Origin of the sequence: Pseudomonas sp. IT-196MI5 (assembly GCF_949767415.1) — a bacterium.
Taxonomy (GTDB): Bacteria; Pseudomonadota; Gammaproteobacteria; order Pseudomonadales; family Pseudomonadaceae; genus Aquipseudomonas.
In genome coordinates this window covers 1-21,503 of record NZ_CATKPZ010000016.1, presented here as the reverse complement: position 1 = coordinate 21,503, position 21,503 = coordinate 1, and the positions used below count along the sequence as shown (strand labels likewise).

The following is a 21,503-nucleotide window of genomic DNA, read 5'->3' as shown; positions in this document are numbered from 1 at the left end:
TTTTTATGTGCGCCCAGCCCGCTCCCACAGGGGCCTGGTGTGAACACATATCTTGTGTACGACACAAAACTTGTGGGAGCGTGGCTTGCCCGCGAAGGTCGCGCCTCGGTGCCTGGGGCTAACCCCCATGACAGCAGCTCGACTGCTCCTGTTCCTCATATTTGTCGTGATGCCGCACCCACTCCATGATCTCCTCTTCGTTACGGCCCTTGGGCGTCAGGTCAAGGTAGTTGTAGGCGCCGACCAGCATGTCCAGACCTCGGGCGTAGGTGGAGTAGGTATGGAAAATTTCCCCGGCGTCATTGCGATAAAACACGCTGAGGCCGGGGAGTTCTTCCTCGGAACCGTCGGTTTTTTCGTAGTTGTACGTAGCGGTTCCGGCGACGACGTCTTCGGCTCGGGCACTGACGCCGAAGTCGTAGTTGAAGTCAGAACCTGCTGACGACACCCAGTCGAACTTCCAGCCCATGCGCCGCTTGAACGCCTGGAATTCAGCGAAGGGTGCGTGGGAAACTGCTACCACGGCCACGTCATGGTGGGCCAGGTGCTGGTTGGCGCCGTCGATGTGATCGCAGAGGAACGAGCAGCCAGAGCAACCTTCGTCCCAGCCTTTGCCAAACATGAAGTGGTAGATGACCAATTGACTGCGTCCGCCAAACAGGTCCGCCAGTTTCAGTTCGCCGTTGGGCCCCTGGAAGCGGTAGTCCTTGTCGATTCTCACCCAGGGCAGGGCGCGGCGTTCGGCGCTGAGTCTGTCCCGTTCCTTGGTAAAGGCTTTTTCGTGGGCAAGGTGCTGTTTGCGTGCGACGAGCCATTCTTCCCGCGACACGACGGGGTGATTTTGAAGGTTCATGATGTTTTCTCCTGCGTGGGGCGGGGAGGTGACTTACACAACCTGGTCGTTTGGCTTGCATGGAATTCGACATACCGCCGGTCAGTCGTCAGCAGAAGCCCGGCTGAAGGCATCACCTCAACCATAGGATCGCCCACAGGGGAATTGTGTGGGGCTTAACTTTGTTTCAGCGTTTTTAAACACTTCAAGTCACTGAAATCCTTCCTTACTCGCTCGATTTTTTTCAGCAAACGCTCACGCTGGTTCGGCGTGCTTTCGGCCATCAGATCCACGAACAGCGAGCGCACCTGGGCTTCGGTGTTGGCGAAGGCTTGACGATAGGCGGGCGTCCACAAACTCTCGCGATTGACCAGAAGTGTCTCGATCCGTTGTGGGAATTGTGGACTCTGGCGTTGCGCAACGGCTGCGCTGAACTGCTTCTGCCAATGGATACGGTTGGCAATCCACTGGGTGTTCTGGTCGCCCAAGGCGTTGGACCAGGTGGCGACTCGCTGTCGCTGCGAAATGCTCAAAGGCCCGAGCCAGTCGTTCAGGCGCTTTTCCATGCGTTCGCCACGCTCCTCGATCTGCTGGGAGAGGGAGGGCTTGAGGTATTCCTCCTGGCGTTTGCGCTGGTCCTTGGCGAAGGCATCGTTCATTTCGCTAACTTGCTTGTCATCCAGCCCTTGCAGCAACTCGACGGCCGACGGGGTTATTTCCCGAGCGGTCTCGGCGATCGCCTGTTCGGCTTCGCGGGCGCGGGCCTGTAAGGCGGCATCGGTGACCTGGTTGGTGGCGATCATGGTTTGCAGGCGGTCCAGCCAGTCGAGGTAGCCGGGCAATTGGGTGGTGCAGTGCCAGCTCAGGTGTTCCTTCAGGCGTTCGTTCAGCCAGCTTTTTTGCTCGCCGTTCATGTCCAGGTAGTCGCTGAGCGTCCACGGAATGATCACATCGAGGTTGCGGTAGGCCAGGCCCACGCGGCTGCACGCACCGAGGGTGAGGACGATGGTCAGTACTATGGCGATGTGATTGAACCAGCGGGACATGGGCGAATCCTTGCGAAAGCCAGCCTTCGGGGGCTGATACTCATGTGAGCCCAGATTGAGCCCGGCAGTTCAGCCTGGCAACTGCTGCCGCGCAGGGGAGCAATCGCTGTAGATCAGGTCGAGGTCGATGATTTTCGCAGGATTTGATTTGGAGTGTCGCAGGGGAGAAGCGAGGGTTCCAGTCCAAGCGCTTCGAAGCTCAAAGCGCTTTGGGACCAGGTGACGCGAGGGAGTTACTTTTTGCCCAGGGTGATCTGCTTGGACGGGCCGAATGTCTGGCCGCTGACGCCTTTGGCAATTTGCTGGATTTCACCGCCGGACTTGAGGAACGCAGCGATCTGGCTGTTGATCGATTCGCTGGTTTCGACGGCTGGAGCTGGCTTTGCTTTGCTGGTGGATGCTTTTACACGCATGGCGGCCATTAACCTGTAGAAAATTAACTTGGCCAGGCATCGTACAGGAATTACCTGATAATTGCTTGGCAAATATCCCCTCGCCATAATTGTGAAGTCGGGGTAATCAGGCATCGGCCAGTATTCGAAATAGGCGTCTAAGCCGCTGTTTTAACTAAGAACATTGCCTGGAAAAATACCGCGTTACGCTGGCCTGAGCATGGCGTAAATACCCGGATCGGTCTGACGAGCGGCCAGGTGCTCGATGCGAACCCCGGAAAATCAAGGTCTTCAGAGGAATTTCTCATACCACCGGGCCGGGTGCCGAACGCGGCGCCTAAAAACGGGTAGAATGCCGCCCACGCAATGAGGGTATTGGACATGGCTTTAGTCGGGCGTTACAACAGTTTGCAAGTGGTTAAACACACTAACTTCGGTTTATATCTGGACGGTGGTGCGGATGGCGAAATCCTTCTGCCTAATCGTTATATTCCAAAAGATATTCCTAGCGAAGATGAAGACTGGCTCAACGTTTTTATTTATCTGGACAGCGATGACAAACTCATCGCAACTACTGAAAAACCGAAAGTTCAAGTCGGTGAATTCGCCAGTTTGAAAGTTGTTGAAGTCAACAGCATCGGCGTATTCCTGGACTGGGGGTTGCCGAAAGACCTGTTGCTGCCGTTCTCCGAAGAGAAGCGTCAGATGACGGCGGGCGAGTATGTGGTAGTGCACGTCTACCTCGACAAGCACACCCGCCGCATCACCGCGACCGCGCGCCTGGATCGCTACCTGGACAAGACCCCGGCCAATTACACCGCGGGTCAGGAAGTGGATCTGCTGGTGGCCGAAGCGACGGACATGGGTTTCAAGGCCATCATCAACAACAAGCATTGGGGCCTGATCCACAAGAACGAAATCTTCAAGTTCATGCGCGCCGGTAAAGAAGAGAAGGGCTTCATCAAGGAAGTTCGCGCCGACGGCAAGATCAGCCTGAGCCTGCAGCCGGTCGGCCAGGAAGCGGCCACCAGCCTGAACTCGAAGATCCTCGCCAGGTTGCGTGAAAACAACGGCAGCCTGGCGGTCAGCGACAAGAGCGATCCGGCGTTGATCAGCAGCCTTTTTGGTGTCAGCAAGGGCAACTTCAAGAAGGCCATTGGTGCGTTGTACAAGAATGGCCAGATTGTCATTCATGCCGATCGCATTGAGCTCAGTTGATTCCACTTGCCATGGATTGTGTCTTTGAGGTGTTCCGGTGAGCGCCACCCGGCGCAGCGCCGACGGGTTTGCCCTGCAAGTGATGGTCGGGTTGTGCCTGGTCTGGGGCGTTCAACAAGTGATGATCAAGTGGGCGGCGGCCGATATCGCGCCGGTGATGCAGGCGGCCGGACGTTCCGGCATGTCGGCGTTACTGGTCGGGCTGCTGATTTGCTGGAAGGGCGGCTGGAACCAGGTGGGTACGACATGGCGCGGCGGTCTGTTGGCCGGTGCCTTGTTCGGCCTGGAGTTCTTCTTCATTTCCGAAGGCCTGCAATTGACCACGGCGGCGCACATGTCGGTGTTCCTCTACACCGCGCCGATCTTCACCGCATTGGGCGTGCACTGGTTGCTGCCCAGTGAGCGTTTGAGGCCCTTGCAATGGCTGGGGATTGTCCTGGCCTTTATCGGAATTGCCATCGCCTTTGCCGGCGGGTTGTCCTGGGACAACCTTGATTACCGCATGTTGATGGGCGATGCCCTGGGTGTGCTGGCGGGTGCCGCCTGGGGTGCGACCACAGTGGTGGTGCGGGCCTCGCGCCTGTCGGAAGCGCCGGTGACCCTGACGTTGTTCTATCAGTTGATTGTCGGCTTCTTCGGCTTGTTGTTGATTGCGCTGCTCAGCGGCCAGATCACCCATGTCAGCCTGACCAGCGTGGCGGTCGCCAGTGTGCTGTTTCAGGGCGTGGTCGTGTCGTTCTTCAGTTACCTGATCTGGTTCTGGCTGCTGCGCCGTTACCTGGCAGCCAACATCGCGGTGTTTTCGTTCATGACGCCATTGTTCGGCGTCACGTTCGGAGTGGTGCTGCTCGGCGAGGAACTGAGCCTGAACTTTGTCATCGGTGCAGTGCTGGTGTTGGCGGGCATCACTTTTGTCAGCGCTGAGCAGTGGCTGCGCCGTCGTTTGCGCAAAGCCCTCGGTCAGCACTGACCGGCGCGAGCAACAGACCGCCGGCGATCAACAGACCGCAGCCGGCGACCGCCAGTGCCGGCTGCAAACCGCCACTGAAATGATTGCTCAGCGCCGCCAGCAATGGCCCGCTCAGTTGGCCCACGGCGAAGCAGGCCGTCAGCAGGCCGGCATTGCGCTGGGTAGCGTGGGGCGCCAGTTCCCGGGAGCGTTGCATCACCAGTTGCATGCAAGCCAGGAATGGCGTGCCGCACAGGATCACACCCAACACCAGACCTGGCCCGTTACCCAGCAGGCAGGCGAACACGCCAGCGGCTTGCAGCCATAACGTCGCCATCAACCAGTGGCGCGTTGCTCCCGGCCTTTGGCGACGCAGACTCACCAGCACCACTCCCGTGGCAGCCGCCAGACCAAAGCACGGCCAGAACAGGTCGGCCTGCCATTGGCCATGGAATTGCGCGTTGGCCATCTGCGACAGAAAGGTCGCGGGGATGATGTAGCCCAATCCGTACAAGCCATAGATCCAGCCCAGACGACCGATGCCTTGGGTGTGCGATGGGTTGGCGCTGGGCGCAGCAGTCGCGGTTGCGCCCGGTTGTGGCAGCAATGGCAGGATCCCCAGCAGCATCGCCAGCCCTGTGGCGGCATACACCAGCCACAAGGTAGCGGAAGTCTGGCCCAGCAGATTCGAGCCCAAGGCCAGTAAACCTGTCAGAAAAATTCCCAAACCCGGTCCGGCGAAGACCAGGGCGCCTAATCGTGGGCGACCGGCTTCTGCCGCGAGCGGCTGGCTCAGGGCGGTGATCATCACCAGCACCCAGGCGCTGGCCACACCGGTGCCGAAGCGCAGCAGCAAGTGCGACCAGAAACCATTGGCCCAGAACGACGCCAGGGTCAGCAGTACGCAGAGCCACAATCCGCCGAGCAAGCGCCGGCGCACTTGCGCGGGACGCAGGGAGAACATGGCGTCCACCGCGCCGATGAAATAACCGAGGTAATTGGCGGCGGCAATCAGTCCGGCGGCGGTCAGGTCGATCTGACCTTCGCTGAGCAGGTGCGGCAGTTGCGGTGTCAGGGCAAAACGGCCAATGCCCATGGCCATCATCAGGGCAACGAAACTGGCGGATAAGCGAATCAAGGGAGACATGGTCTGGATTCCGTTCAGAAGATCTATGACCGTCAGGCTAGGACTGATTGACTTTCTTTAAAAATGAATAATAGTGAGCAACTTGTTCTTTTTTGGAGAATGTCGTGGAGTTCAGCCAATTGCGCATCTTCCAGGCGGTGGCGCAAGAAGGGTCCATAACCCGAGCCGCCGAACGGCTGCATCGAGTGCCGTCGAACCTGTCGACCCGGCTCAAACAGCTGGAGGAGCAACTGGGTGTCGAACTGTTCCTGCGCGAGCGTCAGCGCTTGCAGTTATCGCCTGCGGGAAAAGTCCTGCTGGACTACACCGCGAGGCTGTTTGCCTTACGCGACGAAGCCAGCGCGGCTGTGCAGGGCGGACAGCCGGCGGGAGACTTCGTACTCGGCACCATGTACAGCACGGCGGCGATTCATCTTCCGCGGCTATTGGCGCGCTACCACCGCTTGTATCCGGCCGTGAACCTGCAAGTGCAATCCGGACCCAGCGGTGAATTGCTCGAAGGCCTGCTCACCGGCCGACTCGATGCGGCGCTGGTGGATGGCCCCATGGAACTGGCCGGGCTCGACGGGGTGCCCCTGTGCGACGAGCGCCTGGTGCTGATCAGCGAGGCCGATCATCCACCCGTGCGCAGCGCGCTGGATGTGCAAGGTCGTTCGGTGTTCACCTTTCGCCAGGGCTGCTCCTACCGCATGCGCCTGGAGGCCTGGTTCGCCCATGACCACGCGGCCATGGGCCGGGCGATGGAGATCGAGTCCTATCCGGGGATGCTGGCGTGTGTGATTGCCGGTTCCGGTGTGGCACTGATGTCGCAGGCGATGCTCGCCAGCCTGCCGGGCCGTGAGAGTGTGGCAGTGCATCCGCTGGCCGAGCCGTTCGCCAGCGCTACCACCTGGCTGATGTGGCGCAAGGGCATGGTCGGGGCCAACCTGAATGCCTGGATCGAGCAGCAGCAGGTGGTTTTTCCGCCGGCACCGGTGCAGGCGCAGGAAATTGCCTGAACACAGGCTGATTGTGATGGATTCAGTAACAGATCGTTGCGACTTTGCGCGAGCATTGCGTAGGACTTCGGACTATTATCTGTGCGAAGGGGCTACAGAATTTTGGCCGCTCGGCACTACCCTGAAGGGGGCATCATGAAAGAGAAAATTCAAAACTGGCTGCATGACCTGGGCGTGGCTCTCGGTTTGATCGAGCCGCCTCTGCAACCTGTGCCTGTTCGTACTGACGACGAACAGCGCCGACGCCAGCAGCGTCGCCGGTAATGGCTGATGCTATCTGACTGATGAGGGGCTTTTTGTGGCGAGGGGGTGCGGCGGTCCGACAAGCCCCCTCGCCACAGAACAGCATGCTTGCCATTTACCGTTTCAATACCGCCCAATCTCCAGCAAAAACCGGCTCAAATCATTCGCCGTCCTGGCGGTCTTGAGCATCCGGTCTTCCCTGGCGGTCAACGCCGTCACACCCAATTCATCTTCCAGATGGAAGATCAACTCTTCGATATCTTCTTTATCCAATCCCAATTGCGCCAGGCTGACGTTGTCGTCGAAGTCATCCCGGCCTTCCAGCAGGCGGCTGATGTAGCGGTGCACGACAGCACGAACGGCAGCTTTTTTCATGAGCGTTCTTCGAGGAGGAGGCGGTTTTATTCTCTGTGCCGGAGCAGTTCCTGCCGTTGAGTACAGCAGGCTTTAGCCGTGTGAGCGCTGCCATTGGTCAATCATGTTGCGCAAATGTTCCCCGGAAAAACTGTCGAAATGCCCGCCATGCACCGTACGGATCGGCAGCGCGTACAAGCGTTGCAGGCTGCGGGCGTAATCATCGAGGTTGGAATGGTAGGCGTCTTCGACCAGCGGGCCGTCGTAGATGATGTCGCCGCTGAACAAAGTCTCGGTGGCGGCTTCGTACAGGCAGATGCCACCCGGCGAGTGTCCCGGTGTGTGCACGACCTGCAACACCCTATTGCCCAGGTCCAGCACATCTCCATCTTCGATAAACCCTGTGGCCGGTGCCGCTTTGACCCGGTATTCGGCGTAGCACAGCGGGCAATCGGGGTGGGCTTCGAACATGTCGTCGCCGACAAAGGCTTTGCTCAGGTCGTTGTCGCCATCCGGCGCGGCCAGAATGTCCGCCTCGGCCGGATGTACCAGGCGCTCGGTGAATTCGTGATGGCCGGCGATGTGATCGAAATGGCAGTGGCTGGCCACCGCCACCAGCGGTCGCTCGGTGATCCACGGCAGTTGCTCGCGCAGGCTGACCAGGCCCGAGCCGCTGTCCAGCAGCAGGTCTTTGTCACGACCCTGGATGTGCCAGAGGTTGCAGCGGTAGAAGGGGCGGATGTACGGCTCGTGAATCAGGCGGATGCCGTCACTGAGCGGTTTCACTTCGAACCACTGGTCGCGAGAAACAATCTTCATAAAATGTTTTCTCCAGACGAAAAAAAACGAGTATGGCAACCGACGCCACACTCGTCGAAGAAAAAGTCATTCCATTGTTTTCAGTCTACGCAGCGCTGGCTACAGTCACCGGGCGACGGGACAGCAGGCTGACCAGCACGAAGCTCACCAGGCCAACGCCGAGGCTGTAGTAGATCGGGGTATTGGCGTCCAGACCGTCCTTGAACATGAACAGCAGCGCAGTGGCGAAGCCCATACCCATGCTGGCGATGGCGCCGGCGGTGGTGGCGCGTTTCCAGAAGATGGCGCCCATCAGCGGGATCAACATGCCGCCTACCAGCAGGTTGTAGGCCAGGGTCAGGGCGCTGATCACGTCGTTCACGATCAGGGCGATGCCCAGCACCACGATACCGGTCAACAGGGTGAACAGGCGGTTGATCGCCAGGCTCGACTGTTTGCCGCCACGCAGTTTCGGCAGCAGGTCTTCGGTCAGGGTGGTGGCAGCGGCCAGCAGGCCGGCGCTGGCGGTGGACATCATGGCGGCCAGTGCGGCAGCGATCACCAGGCCACGGATACCGTCCGGCAGGGACAGTTTGACGATGGCGGCGAAGGCGTTGTTGACGTTGTCCAGATCCGGGATCAGTACGTGTGCAGCCATGCCGATCAGGGCGCAGGCCAGGCCATAGAGGATGCAATAGATCCCGGCAGCGGTACCGGCAACCTGAGCCACTTTGGCTGTCTTGACGGTGAACACCCGTTGCCAGATGTCCTGACCGATCAGGATGCCGAAGAAGTAGATCATGAAGTAGGTGATGATGGTGTCCCAGCCGATGGTGGTGAAGCTGAAGCTCGCCGCCGGCAGTTTCAACACCAACTCATCCCAGCCGCCAACGCGGTACAGGCAGATTGGCAACAGGATGAACATCAGGCCTACGGTCTTGATCACGAACTGGACGATGTCGGTCAGGGTCAGCGACCACATGCCGCCGATGGCGGAGTAGATCACCACCACGCCGCCACCGAGCAGTACCGAGATCCAGAACGGCAGGCCGAACAGCACTTGCAGCACGGTGCCGATCGCCAGGATCGAAGTCACGCCGATCATCAGCGCGTAGGCCAGCATGATCACCGCGCTCGCGGAGCGGGCCATCGGGTTGTAGCGTTTTTCCAGCACCTGGGTAACGGTGTAGATCTTCAGTTTCAGCAGCGGTTTGGCGAGGAAAAGGTTCAGCGCCACGATCCCGCAACCGAGGGCCGCACACAGCCAGAAACCGGAGATGCCATGCACGTAGCCCAGACGCACGGTGCCCACGGTGGACGCGCCGCCCAGGACGGTGGCAGCCATGGTGCCCATGTACAGGCTTGGGCCGAGGTTGCGACCGGCGACCAAAAAGTCTTCGTTGGTCTTGGCCTTGCGCATGCCGTAGTAGCCGAGTATCAGCATCGCGGCGGCGTAGATGAGTACGACGAATAAATCCAAAGCCATTATGGCGTGTCTCCGATTGTCTTTTTTATGTGAAACAAAAGTGGTTCTGTGGAGCTGCTCTGTGTGGGAGCGAGCTTGCTCGCGATAGCGGTGTGTCGGTCACATTGATGGCGAATGTGCCGCCCTCATCGTCGGAACGCCGCCCGGAGCAAGCTCGCTCCCACAGGGTGTCTGCGTCAGGCTGTCTGACGGAGTACCGGTTTAGCGAGCGAATCCGTGCTCTGGCTGCGAGGGTCGTTCGGACCGAACACTGCGCTCGCTTCCGGGAACAGGCTCAGCAGCGCCAGGTACACCACCGAGGCCAGGCCCAGGGTCACTGGCAGGCTGATGTCGATACCACCGGCCATTTCGCCCAACGGCCCGACAAACTGCCCCGGCAGGTTCACGAAGCACAGGCCGACGGCCGCGCTCGGGATCCAGGCGCCCAGGCCACGCCAGTTCCAGCCGTGGGTGAACCAGTAGCGGCCACCTTTCTCGCCGCGGGTGAACACTTGCAGGTCATCCGGGCAGTAGAAGCCGCGACGCACCAGCAGGCCGATGATCATGATCACCATCCACGGGGTGGTGCAGGTGATGATCAGCACGGCGAAGGTCGACACGCTCTGCACCAGGTTGGCCGCGAAGCGCCCGATGAAGATGAAGGCAATCGACATCACACCGATCAGCAGCGTGGCCTTGACCCGCGACAGTACACGCGGGAACACGCTGGACATGTCCAGGCCGGTGCCGTACAGCGAAGTGGTGCCGGTGGACATGCCACCGATCACCGCGATCAGGCATACCGGCAGGAAGAACCAGCTCGGCGATACTGCCAGCAGGCCGCCGACATAGTTGTTGGCCGCGATGTAGTCCGGCGCCTTGATCGCTACGATGGTGGCGGTGGTCAGGCCGAACAGGAACGGGATAGACGTTGCGATCTGTGAAATCACCACCGCTGCCATGATGCGGCGCTTGGAGGTGTCACGCGGAATGTAGCGCGACCAGTCGCCGAGGAACGCACCGAAGGAAATCGGGTTGCTCATGGCCACCAGCGCAGCACCGATAAAGGCAGCCCAGAAACCGGGTTGGCCCATGTTGACGGTGCCGGCGTAGTTTGCATCGAAGGGACCGGCGAAGGCGAAGACACCCAGCAGGAACAGCAGGCTGGCGCTCCACACCGCGATCTTGTTGACCCACAGCAGAAAACGAAAGCCATAGATGCACACAGTCAGTACCAGAATCGCGAACAGGCCGTAGGCCAGGCCCAGGGTCAGGTCGGTCTCCGGCAGGCCGATCAGGCGTTTGGCGCCACCGATCAGCGCATCGCCCGAACTCCATACCGAGAGCGAGAAGAAGGCGATGGCGGTCAACAGTGACAGGAACGAACCGACGATCCGCCCGTGCACGCCGAAGTGCGCACCGGAAGATACGGCGTTGTTCGTGCCATTGATCGGGCCGAACAGGCCCATGGGTGCGAGGATCAGCGAACCCAGCAATACGCCCAGCACAATCGCCCAGACGCCCGCCTGGAAAGACAGGCCGAACAGTACGGGGAAGCTGCCGAGGACGGCGGTGGCGAAGGTGTTGGAGCCACCGAAGATCATCCGGAACAAGTCCGTCGGACCTGCGGTGCGTTCGTTGTCCGGGATCTGTTCGACCCCGTGGGTTTCAATTTGCGTAAGGCTTTGGTCGTTGTTGTTGTTATTCATGATCAGCTCCGATCATAAAGGCGCGCTCATCGTGCGTGAGCGTCACCTGTGTTGGCTAAGGGGGTGGCAGCCCTTCCGGCATCGCGGACAAATGTTCGTGGCAGGCCAGCCATAGGCCTTGTTGTTCTTGGCCAGACGCTTGTTTCTTGAAAACAATCGTCTCGCGCTCCTGGCTAAAGTGCTGCTCCCCTTGCATGCGCAGCTCGGTGGCTACGTCATGGATGAAAATCGCCACGTCACCCTGCAGGCTGACGAAAGCGTTGCTCGAGGTGCATGAGAGCACCTCGAAGCCATCCTCGGCGCGCCAGCCGTCCCACATCGCCTGATAGGCGTCGCGTGACAGCAGGGGCTGTTCGAGGGTGTAGAAGACGAAGCTGGCATCGGCACTGAACGCACCGAAGTAGGCTTCGCGATCGTTACGGGCAAAAGCGGACACCAGATCGGCGGCGGCTTTCAGCACCTGATCACGTTCGTTCATGACCGATCCTCAGCGATGGACTACACCAGGCAGTACGCAGAGCATTTCGTACAGCAGGTTGGCGGCCAGCAGTGAGGTGTTACCGGTGGTGTCGTAAGCGGGCGAGACTTCTACCAGATCGCAACCGACCAGGTCGAGGCCTTGGCAGCCACGGACGATCTCGATCGCCTGAATGGTCGTCAGGCCACCGATTTCCGGGGTGCCGGTGCCAGGAGCCCATGCCGGGTCGATGCCGTCGATGTCGAAGCTGAGGTAGACAGGACCGCCGCCGACTTTCTCGCGGACTTCAGCCATCAAGGGCTCCAGCGATTTGTGCCAGCACTCTTCGGCCTGAACCACACGGAAGCCCTGGTTGCGGCTCCAGTTGAAGTCGTCAGCGGTGTAGCCCTGGGCGCGCAGGCCAATCTGTACGACACGGTCCGGATCCAGCAGGCCTTCTTCAACGGCGCGACGGAAGGTGGTGCCGTGGGCGATTTTCTCGCCGAACATGTGATCGTTCACATCGGCGTGAGCGTCGATGTGCACCAGGCCGACCTTGCCGTGCTTCTTATGGATGGCACGCAGGATCGGCAGGGTGATGGTGTGGTCGCCGCCCAGGGTCAGGGGGATCACATCGTGTTCGAGGATGTTGTCGTAGGCTTCTTCGATGATCCGTACGGCATCCAGCAAGTTGAAGGTGTTGATTGCGATGTCGCCAATGTCGGCAACCGACAGCGAGTCGAATGGTGCAGCACCGGTGGCCATGTTGTACGGGCGGATCATGACCGATTCAGCGCGGATTTCGCGAGGCCCGAAACGGGTGCCAGGGCGCAGCGAGGTACCGATGTCCAGTGGCACACCTACGAAGGCAGCGTCCAGGCCGGCAGCGGTATTCAAATGGGGGAGTCGCATCATGGTGGCGATGCCGCCGAAGCGCGGCATTTCGTTGCCGCCCAGTGGCTGGTGAAGAATCTTGTCCACGGGTAGGGCCTCATCGTCGTTGTTTTAATTATTCAGGTAAGCCGTAAACGGGAATACGGGCGAACCCTGTGGTGCCGATTCTGCGAAATGTAGTGGCCGGGAAGAATCGCTACGGGCAAATACTTAGTTCAGATTTTTCTAAACTAATGGCGGAGGCGGGGATAGACTTGTTGCCTCACGTTTCAATGTGATGAGTTGTGCAATACCTGTGGGAGCGAGCTTGCTCGCGATGAGGGAGTGTCAGTCAACATCAAGATTGACTGACCCACCGCTATCGCGAGCAAGCTCGCTCCCACAATGATCTTCATTACCTTCAGCAGTGTGCGTTACCCCGAGATCGGAGCATTTCCATGGCCAACGCTTTACCCGACCTGAAACTGTTGCGCATCTTCGTCAGCGTGGTGCGCCATCAGGGCTTCGCCAACGCCCAGCAGGAGCTCAATCTCTCGACGTCGGCCATCAGCACCTACATGAGCCAGCTCGAAGCGGCCCTTGGCCTGGTGCTGTGCCATCGTGGTCGTGGCGGTTTCAGCCTGACCAGCAAGGGCGAGCTGTTCCATCAGGAAACCCTGCGCCTGTTGGGCGAGCTCGAAGGCTTCGAGCAGTACGCCGCCGCCCTCAAGGGTGAGTTGCGCGGTACCTTGAATCTCGGGGTAATCGACTCCACGGTCAGCGACAAGGCCCTGCCGTTCGCCGAAGCCATCGGCGCCTACAGCCAGGAACACCCGGCCGTGCATTTGCATCTTTCGGTCATGAGTCCCTATGAACTGCAACTCGGCGTGCAGGACAACCGTCTCGACCTGGCCATCGGCGCGTTTTCCACGCGCATGAGCGGCCTGGTGTACATGCCGCTGTACCGTGAACAACACTGGTTGTATTGCAGCACGCGGCATCCACTGTTCAACGAGCGGCGCATTCCCGAGCAAGTCATCACCCAGCAGCGCATGGTTGGCCGTGGCTACTGGAGCCAGGCTGAACTGGCGCGTCACGGCTTCAAACACAGTGCCGCGACCGTGGAAAGTATGGAAGCCCAGTTGATTCTGGTGCTGTCCGGCGCCTACATCGGTTACCTGCCGGAGCACTACGCCCAGGCCTGGGCCGACAAGGGTGACTTGCGGGTGTTGCTGCCGGCGACCTTTGGTTATCAGGCGCCGTTCTCGATGATCGTTCGTCGGGGGCGTAGCCGCGAGCCGCTGATCCAGACGTTCCGCGATTTGCTTAAAGCCCAACTGAATCAGGCCTGAGAAGATGTCCAGAATCCAGTGCCCGCGCTGCCTGCGCCCGCAAAGCCACTGCCTGTGCCCATTGATCCCGAGCCTCGACAGCCGCACCCGGGTGTTGCTGTTGCAGCATCCGAGCGAAGTGAGCCATGCGCTGAATACGGCGCGGCTGGCGGCGTTGGGCTTGAACAATGCCGAGTTGATCGTGGGGGAGGTGTTCGAGGATTTGCCGACGCTGTTGAGTCAGCCGGGGTATCGGGCGCGGTTGCTGTTTCCCGGCGAAGATGCCCAGCCGATGCAGGCCTGTGCCGCGACAGACGAACCGCTGTTGCTGGTGGTCCCGGACGGCACCTGGCGCAAGGCGCGCAAGATGTTGCACCTCAACCCGCTGCTGGCGGCGTTGCCGAGGGTGACGCTGGCCGAAGGCGGTGTGTCCCGTTATCGGCTGCGCAAGGCGCCGGGGCCGGGAGCGTTGTCGACGGTGGAGGCGATTGTGCAAGCGCTTGAAACCCTTGAAGCGCCGACTTCGTTTGCGCCGCTGTTGAAACCGTTCGAAGCGTTGATCGAGGGGCAGATTGCGGCGATGGGGGAGGAGGTTTTTCAGCGTAACCATGGTGCGAAATAGTTGTTGTTTATACGGGCCCCATCGCGAGCAGGCTCGCTCCCACATTGGTTCTTCGGTGAACACAATTTTTGAAACCACCGAAAATCCCCTGTGGGAGCGAGCCTGCTCGCGATAGCGGTGGAACAATCACAATGGATCTTGAATGGTTACTACCTTTCCCGCATCGCCTCGGTCCGCGCTTTCAACACCGGTTTAAGCAAGTAATCCAGCACCGTTTTCTCCCCGGTAATGATGTCCACCGTCGCCACCATCCCCGGGATGATCAGCAGCGGTTTCACATCCCCGCCCAAATGGTTTTTGTCGGTACGCACCTGAATCAGATAGAAACTGTTGCCCTTGTCATCGGTGATGGTGTCGGCGCCGATCAACTCCAGTTTGGCGCTCAGGCCGCCGTAAATGGTGTAGTCGTAGGCACTGAACTTGACCATGGCTTTCTGGCCCGGATGCAGGAATGCAACGTCCTGTGGCCGCACCTTGGCTTCGATCAGCAGGTTGTCTTCCAGCGGCACGATTTCCACCATGTCGCTGCCGGGCTGGACCACGCCGCCGATGGTGTTGACCTTCAACACCTTGATGATGCCGTGAACCGGGGAGACCACGGTGGTACGGGTCACGCGGTCGTCGATGGCGATGCTCGATGCGGTGATTTTCGACAGGTCGGTGCGTTTCTCGTTCAGCTCTTTGGCGGCCTCCGAGCGGAAGGTTTGCTCTGACTCGTCGATCTTGCTTTTGATCTCGTTGATCGCCGATTCCGCGCGGGGAATGGCCAGGGTGGTGGCATTCAGCGAGCCGCGAATCTCCACCGCGCTGCGTTTGAGGCGCAGGATTTCCACCGGTGACACCGCACCGGTGCCCACCAGCGGTGTGGACATGTTCATTTCCTGTTGCAGCAGCGCCAGGCTGGAGCTGAACTGCCCCTGCTTCGAGCGGAATTCCGCCAATTCCTGGGTTTTTTGCCGAAGTTGCTCGGTCAGGGTGCGCTGCTCGCTGGCCAGTCGGCGTTGCCGCTGCTCGTACAGCGAGCGCTCGTCTTCGGCCACTTGCGGAGCCTTGGCGATCACTTCTTCTGACAATTTGAATGGCCGGCCTTCGGCTTCGGCCGAAAGCCGTTCGACTTGTGCGGTCAAGGCATAGCGATCGGCTTCGCTTTCGCCCTTGTTCGACAGATAGCGGGTGTCATCCAGGCGCAGCAGGGTGTCGCCCTTGTTCACCATTTGTCCTTCACGGACGAAAATTTCAGTGACGATGCCGCCCTCCAGGTTTTGGATCACCTGGACTTTGCTCGACGGAATCGCCTTGCCTTCGCCCATGGTCACTTCCTGCAACACGGCGAATTTGGCCCAGACCACTGCGCTGATCACCAGCGCGGCGGCCAGCCACACGGTGATTCGCGACCCGCGCGGCGAATCCTGCAACGACGCACCGGCGGTTTCCGGCATGAACTCGGTTTCGGCACTTTTGTTGAAACTGTCGAAGTAGCCACGGGATCCCTGATCGGCAGACATGAGCGACTCCTAGACGGCCGCAGAGCCGACACGGCCCTTGCGCAGTGCATCGATGACCGCTTCTTTCGGACCGTCGGCGACGATCCGTCCGCTGTCCAGCACCACCAACCGGTCCACCAGGCTCAGCATCGAGGTGCGGTGGGTCACCAGCAGGATGGTTTTGCCCTGGACCCAGTCGTGGAGTTTTTGCCGCAGGACGTCTTCGCTGCTGTTGTCCATGGCGCTGGTAGGCTCGTCGAGCAGCATGATCGGCGGGTCGAGCAACATCGCCCGGGCCATCAATACCGCCTGGCGCTGGCCGCCGGACAGCAGTTGCCCACGTTCGCCCACGGGCCGGTCGAAGCCTTGCGGATGTTGCCGGGCCAGCTCGGTGACCCCGGTCATTTCCGCCACTTCAAGCATGCGTGAGTCACTGATGTAGCGCGCGCCGAGGGTCAGGTTGTCGCGCAGGCTGCCGGCCAGCAGCGGCAGGTCGTGGGCGACGTAACCGATTTGATGGCGCAGGTCGGCGACGTCCAGTTGCCGCAGATCCAGGCCATCGAGCAGCAACTGGCCTTCATCCGGTTCATAGAAGCCCATCACCAGTCGCGCCAGGGTGCTTTTGCCTGAGCCGCTGCGGCCGATGATGCCGATGCGCTCGCCGGGTTTCACACTGAAACTGACATTGGCCAGGGCGGGAGAGCTCTGGCCGTTGTAGTGGAAGGTTACGCCGACAACATCCAGCGCGCCTTGCAGTTGGGTGCGCTCCAGCGGCCGTTGTTTGGCGTCGCGTTCCTGGGGCAGGCTCATTAGCGCGTCGGTGCTTTTCATGGTCAGTTGCGCTTGCTGGTAGCGGGTGATCAGGCCGGCGATCTGCCCCAGGGGCGCCAGCACCCGACTGCCGAGCATGTAGCTGGCCACCAGGGCACCGACGCTGAGGTTGCCGGCAATGATGCTGTAGACCCCGGCGACGATGGTCGCCATGCCGGACAGTTGCTGGATGAACAGCGTGCCGTTGGTGGCCAGGGCCGAGAGGTTGCGCGCGTGGCTGTCGAGGCGGGTGAGGGCGCCGTGGGTGCTTTCCCATTTGTGCTGGCGTTCGCTTTCGGCGCTGCAGGCCTTGAGGGTTTCCAGGCCGCTGAGGGTTTCGATCAACAGTGCCTGGCGTTCGGCGCCGAGGCTGAGGCTTTTCTGTACGGTGTCGCGCAGGCGCACCTGGATCACCATGGCGAAGATGATAGTGATGGGAAACGCCAGTATCGGGATCACCACCAGCCAGCCACCGAGCAGGCCGATCACCAGCAGCATCAGCAGGCAGAAGGGCAGGTCGATCAGGCTGGTGAGGGTCACAGCGGTGAGAAATTCGCGCAGTCCCTGGAAGTCATGAATGCTTTGGGCGAAGCCACCGATGGTCGCCGGCCGCGCTTTCATCGCCATGCCGGTGATGCGCTCGAACAGGGTGGCCGACAGGATCACGTCGGTTTTCTTGCCGGCAGAATCCAGCAAGTGCGCGCGCACGACCCGCAGTACCAGTTCGAACGCGGTGCCGATCAGCAGACCGATCGTCAGCACCCACAAGGTCGAAGTGGCCTGGTTCGGCACTACGCGGTCGTAGGTCTGCATCACGAACAGCGGCACCATCAATCCCAGCAGGTTGATCAGGAAGCTCGCCAGGATCGCATCGCTGTACAACCATTTCGACAGCTTCAGCGTATCGCGAAACCAGGCCTGCACCCGTGGCACCAACGGCGAGCGCAGGTCTTCGAGTTCGTGGCGTGGCCGGGCAAACAATGCCTGGCCACTGTAGTGTTCGGCCAGTTCCTCAAGGCTGAGCCATTGTTCGCCGCCGTCGGCTTCGCTGGGCAGGATCAGCACCTTGCCGTCCTCGCCATAACGGCGCAGGACGGCCGTGCGGCCGTTGTCGAGCAATAGCAGCACGGGCAGATTGAGCGGGGAGATGTCTTTGAGGTCACGGCGCAGCAAGCGCGCCTGTAAACCGGCCCGGGCCGCTGCACGGGGCAGCAGGTCCAGGCTCAGGCGTTGGTGTGCCATGGGCAGCCCGGCACTCAGGCTGGCGCGACTGACCGTCGCGCCGTGGAGTTTGCAGAGGATCAGTAGACCGTCCAGAAGCGGGTCGTCGAAGCTCAGGCGTGGATCGACACCGGTGTTGCCGGGTTCCATGCTGGTCATTGAACGCTCCCGTTGCTCTACGGCAATTGACAGATATCTGCATATCTCACTGTAGGAGCTGCCGCAGGCTGCGATCTTTTGATATTGATTGCTCAAAAGCAAAGTCAAAAGATCGCAGCCTGCGGCAGCTCCTACAGTTATTTCATTTCAGGCAGACGAGCTTCGTTTTTCACTTCGGTCTGGGCGATCGCGTCGGCGGGCAGTACGACCCGTTGTTTGCTCAACAACTGGCCCATGTTCGCCAGGACTCGGTACATCGAAAACTCTTCGGTGTAGCGCACTTCGGTGTAGCGACGGTTGGCATTGTAGAGTTCGTTTTCACTGTCGAGCAGGTCCAGCAGGGTCCGTTGACCGAGGCCGAACTGATCCTGGTAGGCGATGCGTACGCGTTTGCTGGTGTCGGCGTATTCACGGGCGGTCGGGGTTTGTTTCTTGGCATTGACCATGGCGTTCCAGGCCAGGTGAATGTTCTCGTTGAGCTGGCGCAGGGCGTTGTTACGGATGTCCATGGCCTGGTTGATCTTGTGCGAGTCGGAGGCCAGGCGCGCCTTGTCACTGCCGCCGCGGAACAGGTTGTAGTTCATGATCACGCCGACCCGCCATTCATTGTCGTGGCCTTCATCTCCCTGCACGTTGTTGTTCGCGCCCACGGCAGCCTCGGCGTCGAGGCGTGGGTAGAATGGCGACTTGGCGACTTCGTACTGGCTTTCGGCCGATTGCACGTCGGCCTGTGCGGATTTCAGGTAAGGGTTGTTTTCCACCATGCTCTGCTGGGCTTCGGGCAGTGACGTGGGGACTTCGCCGCGAATCGACGGCGGGGTTTCGAGTTCATCGGGCATGCGCCCCACAACGGCGTAGAAGTTCGACTCGGCGTCAGCCAGATCGACTTCGGCGGTGTCGAGGTTGTTTTCTGCCAGTGCCCGGCGAGCCGCGGACTGGTCGGCATCGGCATTGCTGCCTACGCCGCGCTGGGTGCGCAGGCCGATCTGGTCATTGACCCGCAAGTGCGCTTGCAGGTTGTTCTTGGCCAGTGTCACCAGTTCGCGACGCTTGAGCACGTCGAGGTAAACCTCAGTGGTGCGCAAGGCCAGATCCTGAGCCGTCCCCTGAGCGTAATAGGCCCGTGAGTTGACTACGCCCTTGGTGCGATCGACTTCATTGGCAGTGTTGAACCCGTCGAAGAGCATTTGCCGCAGGCGCAATTCCGACTGGGTGTAGTTCAAGGTTTCAGTGTTGTGCCCGCTGGGGGTGAGCGCCCGGGTATTGGTGTTATCGCTGTACGCGCGCCCGTAGGCAGCGTTCAAATCAACCGATGGATAAAAGCCCCCTTTGGCGACCTTCACGTCCTCATCCGCCGACAGACGGCTGTCTACCCGTGATGCCAGCTCCGGGTGGGTCGCGATGGTGCTCTGGATCGCATCGGTCAGCGTCATGGCCTGAACCTGGGACGAGCAGGCCATAGCCCAGAGAACCGCGCTGCAGAGGGGGGTTAATAGGCGCATGTTGCATCTCCCTGATTCCTGATGGTGCTTATCATTCGCCAATTATTTGACGACATTTATAGTTAAGGTTGTTTCACATCTTTAACAAAAGAGCTAAGAACATTCTGGAGCGTAGCTAAGAAATTTTTTTCATAACGGTTATGCAAAAAAAAACTTATGCGCCCTGCAAAATCCAGCACATTGTTCAATTCGAAAGCCCTTGTTTTATGAGCTCTTGGGCGCTCTGCAGGGTTTAAGGAAAGTTCCAATCCACTTATCGACATAGAGCGGAGAAGTGCTGGAGGGGAGGGAGGCGAGCGATCTGGTGGCGACGGTTTTTTGTCACTCGAGTGATTCAAGATCGTTACGCATTGCTCACAGGCAACGTTGTTGCGCACAGGGATCCGATGCCGTTGATTGCAGAGGGTTTTCCCCAAAATCGTAAACAGCGCCGTGAGCGACTGGCTGGGCGAGATCGTTGCCGGGGCCACGGCTTACTCACGTAAACCGGTACCTGAAACACGATCCGCCAGACAACCCGCTTGAGCCGTGAGCACGTTCTTCGCACAAACAAGCTGCCGACAGCGGTTGGCAGCGGAGGAAGTGCACATGGCTACGCTCATCGGTATTGTCAGTAAGGTCATCGGTCAGGTGTTCGCAGTTGCGAGCGACGGCACCCGGCGTGCGTTGGTCGAAGGGGACCGGTTGTTCGCCGGCGACCAACTGAGCACCGGCGCCGAAGGCGCGGTGGCGGTGCATCTGCAAAATGGCCAGGAACTGACCCTCGGGCGCGGCAGTAGCATGCAGATGACCCCGCAGCTGCTCGCCAATCAGATTCCCCATGTGGAGTCGTCCGAGGCGGTGACGCCGAGCCAAGCGCAGCTGACGGATGTCGAACAACTGCAAAAAGCCATTGCGGTCGGCGACGACCCGACCCAGACCGCTGAAGCCACCGCTGCCGGGCCTGCCACGACGACCGGTGTACCAGGCGGCCTCCAGGGCAGTGGTCATGGTTTCGTTCTGCTCGAAGAAGTGGGCGGGCGAGTCGATCCGATCATCGGCTTCCCCACTGCCGGTTTCAATGGCATTCCTGAACTTCCCGAAGAACGCCTGAACGCCAATCCGGATAATAATGTTGTAGCGGACGATGCTCCTGTGGTGCCGCCGGTGGTTGCGCAGGTGCCGAATAATCCGGTCACCTTCGACGGCCTGTCGGAGCAGAACGGCGAGCGGACCGTCAATGAAGCCAACCTGGCCGACGGTTCGGCGAGGAACGCAGACTCGCTGACGCGAAGCGGCACCTTCACCATCAACGCGCCAGACGGGCTGAGCAGCCTCAGCATCGGTGGGATCAACTTGATCAGCGGCGGCGTGGCGGCAGGTTTCCCGCAGTCGATCACCTCCCCGCTGGGCGGCACACTGACCGTCACCAGTTACAACCCGGCCACGGGCGTGGTCAGTTACAGCTACACCCTCAACCGTGCCGAAACCCACGCAAGCGGCGAGGGTGCCAATAGTCTTGCCGAACACGTCACCGTGGTGGCCAGCAACAGCAATGGCGACAGCATTACCGGTACGCTGAATATCAGCATCATCGACGACGTGCCCAAAGCAGTCGATGACAATAATGGCACCGCCTCGGAAACCCTGCTGACCCTCAACGGCAACGTGCTGAGCAACGACGTGCAAGGCGCCGACCGCGTGACGCTCGGTGAAAGCGCCGGGCCGATCACCCCCGGCACCTTCACCGGCACCTACGGCACCCTGGTGCTGAATGCCAACGGCAGTTACACCTATACCCTCAACACCAGCGATGCCGACTTCAAAGCCCTGCACGGCGGTGGCGACGGCACCGAAACCTTCACCTATACGCTGACGGACGCCGATGGCGACAGCAGCACCGCGAACCTGGTT

20 protein-coding genes are annotated in these 21,503 nt (G+C 60.1%); 7 read left to right on the top strand and 13 right to left on the bottom strand.

The annotated features are described in order from the left end of the window. Nucleotides 1-118: 118 nt before the first annotated feature. From ACM6IK_RS12900 to ACM6IK_RS12890, 3 genes are all read right to left on the bottom strand, one after another. A complete protein-coding gene (locus tag ACM6IK_RS12900; RefSeq protein WP_414874644.1) occupies nt 119-853 on the bottom strand; it encodes a DUF899 domain-containing protein in 735 nt (244 codons plus the stop codon). Nucleotides 854-1,008: 155 nt separating this feature from the next. Continuing rightward, nucleotides 1,009-1,878: a DUF6279 family lipoprotein gene (locus ACM6IK_RS12895; protein WP_414874643.1), complete on the bottom strand. Its 870-nt coding sequence runs from the start codon at nt 1,876-1,878 to the stop codon at nt 1,009-1,011. A 233-nt stretch (nt 1,879-2,111) separates the two neighbouring features. Continuing rightward, nucleotides 2,112-2,300, bottom strand: coding sequence for a hypothetical protein (locus ACM6IK_RS12890; RefSeq protein ID WP_015096330.1), 189 nt, complete (start codon nt 2,298-2,300; stop codon nt 2,112-2,114). Between the two features lie 351 nt (nt 2,301-2,651). Here ACM6IK_RS12890 and ACM6IK_RS12885 point away from each other — a divergent pair, with 351 nt between their 5' ends. Together ACM6IK_RS12885 and ACM6IK_RS12880 are read left to right on the top strand one after the other, a co-directional pair. Further along, nucleotides 2,652-3,488: a S1 RNA-binding domain-containing protein gene (locus tag ACM6IK_RS12885; protein WP_218432361.1), complete on the top strand. Its 837-nt coding sequence runs from the start codon at nt 2,652-2,654 to the stop codon at nt 3,486-3,488. 37 nt (nt 3,489-3,525) lie between these two features. After that, on the top strand, nt 3,526-4,458 hold the full coding sequence (locus ACM6IK_RS12880; protein WP_414874642.1) for a DMT family transporter: 933 nt from the start codon (nt 3,526-3,528) through the stop codon (nt 4,456-4,458). Here the strand turns inward: ACM6IK_RS12880 and ACM6IK_RS12875 are convergent. Beyond that, nucleotides 4,403-5,584: an MFS transporter gene (locus tag ACM6IK_RS12875; RefSeq protein WP_414874641.1), complete on the bottom strand. Its 1,182-nt coding sequence runs from the start codon at nt 5,582-5,584 to the stop codon at nt 4,403-4,405. The two genes, ACM6IK_RS12880 and ACM6IK_RS12875, sit on opposite strands and share 56 nt — an antisense overlap. Nucleotides 5,585-5,688: 104 nt before the next feature. On the opposite strand from ACM6IK_RS12875, the gene ptrR reads away from it, so the two are divergent. Together ptrR and ACM6IK_RS12865 are read left to right on the top strand one after the other, a co-directional pair. Then, nucleotides 5,689-6,582, top strand: a complete 894-nt coding sequence (gene ptrR / locus ACM6IK_RS12870; protein ID WP_218432364.1) for a putrescine utilization regulator PtrR — start codon at nt 5,689-5,691, stop codon at nt 6,580-6,582. 135 nt (nt 6,583-6,717) lie between these two features. Beyond that, on the top strand, nt 6,718-6,846 hold the full coding sequence (locus ACM6IK_RS12865; RefSeq protein ID WP_007972508.1) for a PA1414 family protein: 129 nt from the start codon (nt 6,718-6,720) through the stop codon (nt 6,844-6,846). Between the two features lie 102 nt (nt 6,847-6,948). On the opposite strand, the gene ACM6IK_RS12860 is transcribed toward ACM6IK_RS12865, so the two are convergent. The 6 genes from ACM6IK_RS12860 to speB form a co-directional block, all read right to left on the bottom strand. Then, nucleotides 6,949-7,200 (bottom strand): phosphopantetheine-containing protein, encoded by a 252-nt coding sequence (locus tag ACM6IK_RS12860; protein ID WP_108218566.1) that lies wholly within the window; start codon nt 7,198-7,200, stop codon nt 6,949-6,951. Between the two features lie 72 nt (nt 7,201-7,272). Then, nucleotides 7,273-7,998 (bottom strand): MBL fold metallo-hydrolase, encoded by a 726-nt coding sequence (locus ACM6IK_RS12855; protein WP_414874640.1) that lies wholly within the window; start codon nt 7,996-7,998, stop codon nt 7,273-7,275. 85 nt (nt 7,999-8,083) lie between these two features. Then, complete coding sequence (locus ACM6IK_RS12850) at nt 8,084-9,463, bottom strand: sodium:solute symporter (RefSeq protein WP_414874639.1); 1,380 nt, start codon at nt 9,461-9,463, stop codon at nt 8,084-8,086. A gap of 176 nt (nt 9,464-9,639) precedes the next feature. After that, nucleotides 9,640-11,151, bottom strand: coding sequence for a purine-cytosine permease family protein (locus ACM6IK_RS12845; RefSeq protein WP_414874638.1), 1,512 nt, complete (start codon nt 11,149-11,151; stop codon nt 9,640-9,642). Between the two features lie 55 nt (nt 11,152-11,206). Further along, nucleotides 11,207-11,629, bottom strand: a complete 423-nt coding sequence (locus tag ACM6IK_RS12840) for a YybH family protein (protein WP_414874637.1) — start codon at nt 11,627-11,629, stop codon at nt 11,207-11,209. Nucleotides 11,630-11,638: 9 nt separating this feature from the next. Beyond that, on the bottom strand, nt 11,639-12,589 hold the full coding sequence (gene speB / locus ACM6IK_RS12835; protein ID WP_414874636.1) for an agmatinase: 951 nt from the start codon (nt 12,587-12,589) through the stop codon (nt 11,639-11,641). Nucleotides 12,590-12,939: 350 nt separating this feature from the next. Here speB and ACM6IK_RS12830 point away from each other — a divergent pair, with 350 nt between their 5' ends. Then, nucleotides 12,940-13,833: a LysR family transcriptional regulator gene (locus ACM6IK_RS12830; protein ID WP_007972518.1), complete on the top strand. Its 894-nt coding sequence runs from the start codon at nt 12,940-12,942 to the stop codon at nt 13,831-13,833. Between the two features lie 4 nt (nt 13,834-13,837). Beyond that, nucleotides 13,838-14,434 (top strand): tRNA-uridine aminocarboxypropyltransferase, encoded by a 597-nt coding sequence (locus tag ACM6IK_RS12825; RefSeq protein ID WP_414874635.1) that lies wholly within the window; start codon nt 13,838-13,840, stop codon nt 14,432-14,434. Nucleotides 14,435-14,583: 149 nt separating this feature from the next. Here ACM6IK_RS12825 and ACM6IK_RS12820 read toward each other — a convergent pair whose 3' ends face one another. The 3 genes from ACM6IK_RS12820 to ACM6IK_RS12810 all read right to left on the bottom strand — a co-directional run bounded on the left by ACM6IK_RS12820 (nt 14,584) and on the right by ACM6IK_RS12810 (nt 19,610). Further along, a complete protein-coding gene (locus tag ACM6IK_RS12820) occupies nt 14,584-15,939 on the bottom strand; it encodes an HlyD family type I secretion periplasmic adaptor subunit (protein WP_414874634.1) in 1,356 nt (451 codons plus the stop codon). A 9-nt stretch (nt 15,940-15,948) separates the two neighbouring features. Further along, nucleotides 15,949-18,108 (bottom strand): type I secretion system permease/ATPase, encoded by a 2,160-nt coding sequence (locus ACM6IK_RS12815; RefSeq protein ID WP_414874633.1) that lies wholly within the window; start codon nt 18,106-18,108, stop codon nt 15,949-15,951. Nucleotides 18,109-18,245: 137 nt separating this feature from the next. Continuing rightward, a complete protein-coding gene (locus tag ACM6IK_RS12810; RefSeq protein ID WP_414874632.1) occupies nt 18,246-19,610 on the bottom strand; it encodes a TolC family outer membrane protein in 1,365 nt (454 codons plus the stop codon). A gap of 588 nt (nt 19,611-20,198) precedes the next feature. Here ACM6IK_RS12810 and ACM6IK_RS12805 point away from each other — a divergent pair. Continuing rightward, nucleotides 20,199-21,503, top strand: a 1,305-nt coding sequence (locus tag ACM6IK_RS12805; RefSeq protein WP_414874631.1) for a retention module-containing protein, incomplete at its 3' end; no start/stop codon positions are given.

Coding starts and splice junctions, on each gene's coding strand:
- ACM6IK_RS12900 (WP_414874644.1), bottom strand. CDS start 853: ATGAACCTTCAAAATCACCCCGTCGTGTCGCGGGAAGAATGGCTCGTC.
- ACM6IK_RS12895 (WP_414874643.1), bottom strand. CDS start 1,878: ATGTCCCGCTGGTTCAATCACATCGCCATAGTACTGACCATCGTCCTC.
- ACM6IK_RS12890 (WP_015096330.1), bottom strand. CDS start 2,300: ATGGCCGCCATGCGTGTAAAAGCATCCACCAGCAAAGCAAAGCCAGCT.
- ACM6IK_RS12885 (WP_218432361.1), top strand. CDS start 2,652: ATGGCTTTAGTCGGGCGTTACAACAGTTTGCAAGTGGTTAAACACACT.
- ACM6IK_RS12875 (WP_414874641.1), bottom strand. CDS start 5,584: ATGTCTCCCTTGATTCGCTTATCCGCCAGTTTCGTTGCCCTGATGATG.
- ACM6IK_RS12865 (WP_007972508.1), top strand. CDS start 6,718: ATGAAAGAGAAAATTCAAAACTGGCTGCATGACCTGGGCGTGGCTCTC.
- ACM6IK_RS12860 (WP_108218566.1), bottom strand. CDS start 7,200: ATGAAAAAAGCTGCCGTTCGTGCTGTCGTGCACCGCTACATCAGCCGC.
- ACM6IK_RS12855 (WP_414874640.1), bottom strand. CDS start 7,998: ATGAAGATTGTTTCTCGCGACCAGTGGTTCGAAGTGAAACCGCTCAGT.
- ACM6IK_RS12850 (WP_414874639.1), bottom strand. CDS start 9,463: ATGGCTTTGGATTTATTCGTCGTACTCATCTACGCCGCCGCGATGCTG.
- ACM6IK_RS12845 (WP_414874638.1), bottom strand. CDS start 11,151: ATGAATAACAACAACAACGACCAAAGCCTTACGCAAATTGAAACCCAC.
- ACM6IK_RS12840 (WP_414874637.1), bottom strand. CDS start 11,629: ATGAACGAACGTGATCAGGTGCTGAAAGCCGCCGCCGATCTGGTGTCC.
- ACM6IK_RS12830 (WP_007972518.1), top strand. CDS start 12,940: ATGGCCAACGCTTTACCCGACCTGAAACTGTTGCGCATCTTCGTCAGC.
- ACM6IK_RS12825 (WP_414874635.1), top strand. CDS start 13,838: ATGTCCAGAATCCAGTGCCCGCGCTGCCTGCGCCCGCAAAGCCACTGC.
- ACM6IK_RS12820 (WP_414874634.1), bottom strand. CDS start 15,939: ATGTCTGCCGATCAGGGATCCCGTGGCTACTTCGACAGTTTCAACAAA.
- ACM6IK_RS12815 (WP_414874633.1), bottom strand. CDS start 18,108: ATGACCAGCATGGAACCCGGCAACACCGGTGTCGATCCACGCCTGAGC.
- ACM6IK_RS12810 (WP_414874632.1), bottom strand. CDS start 19,610: ATGCGCCTATTAACCCCCCTCTGCAGCGCGGTTCTCTGGGCTATGGCC.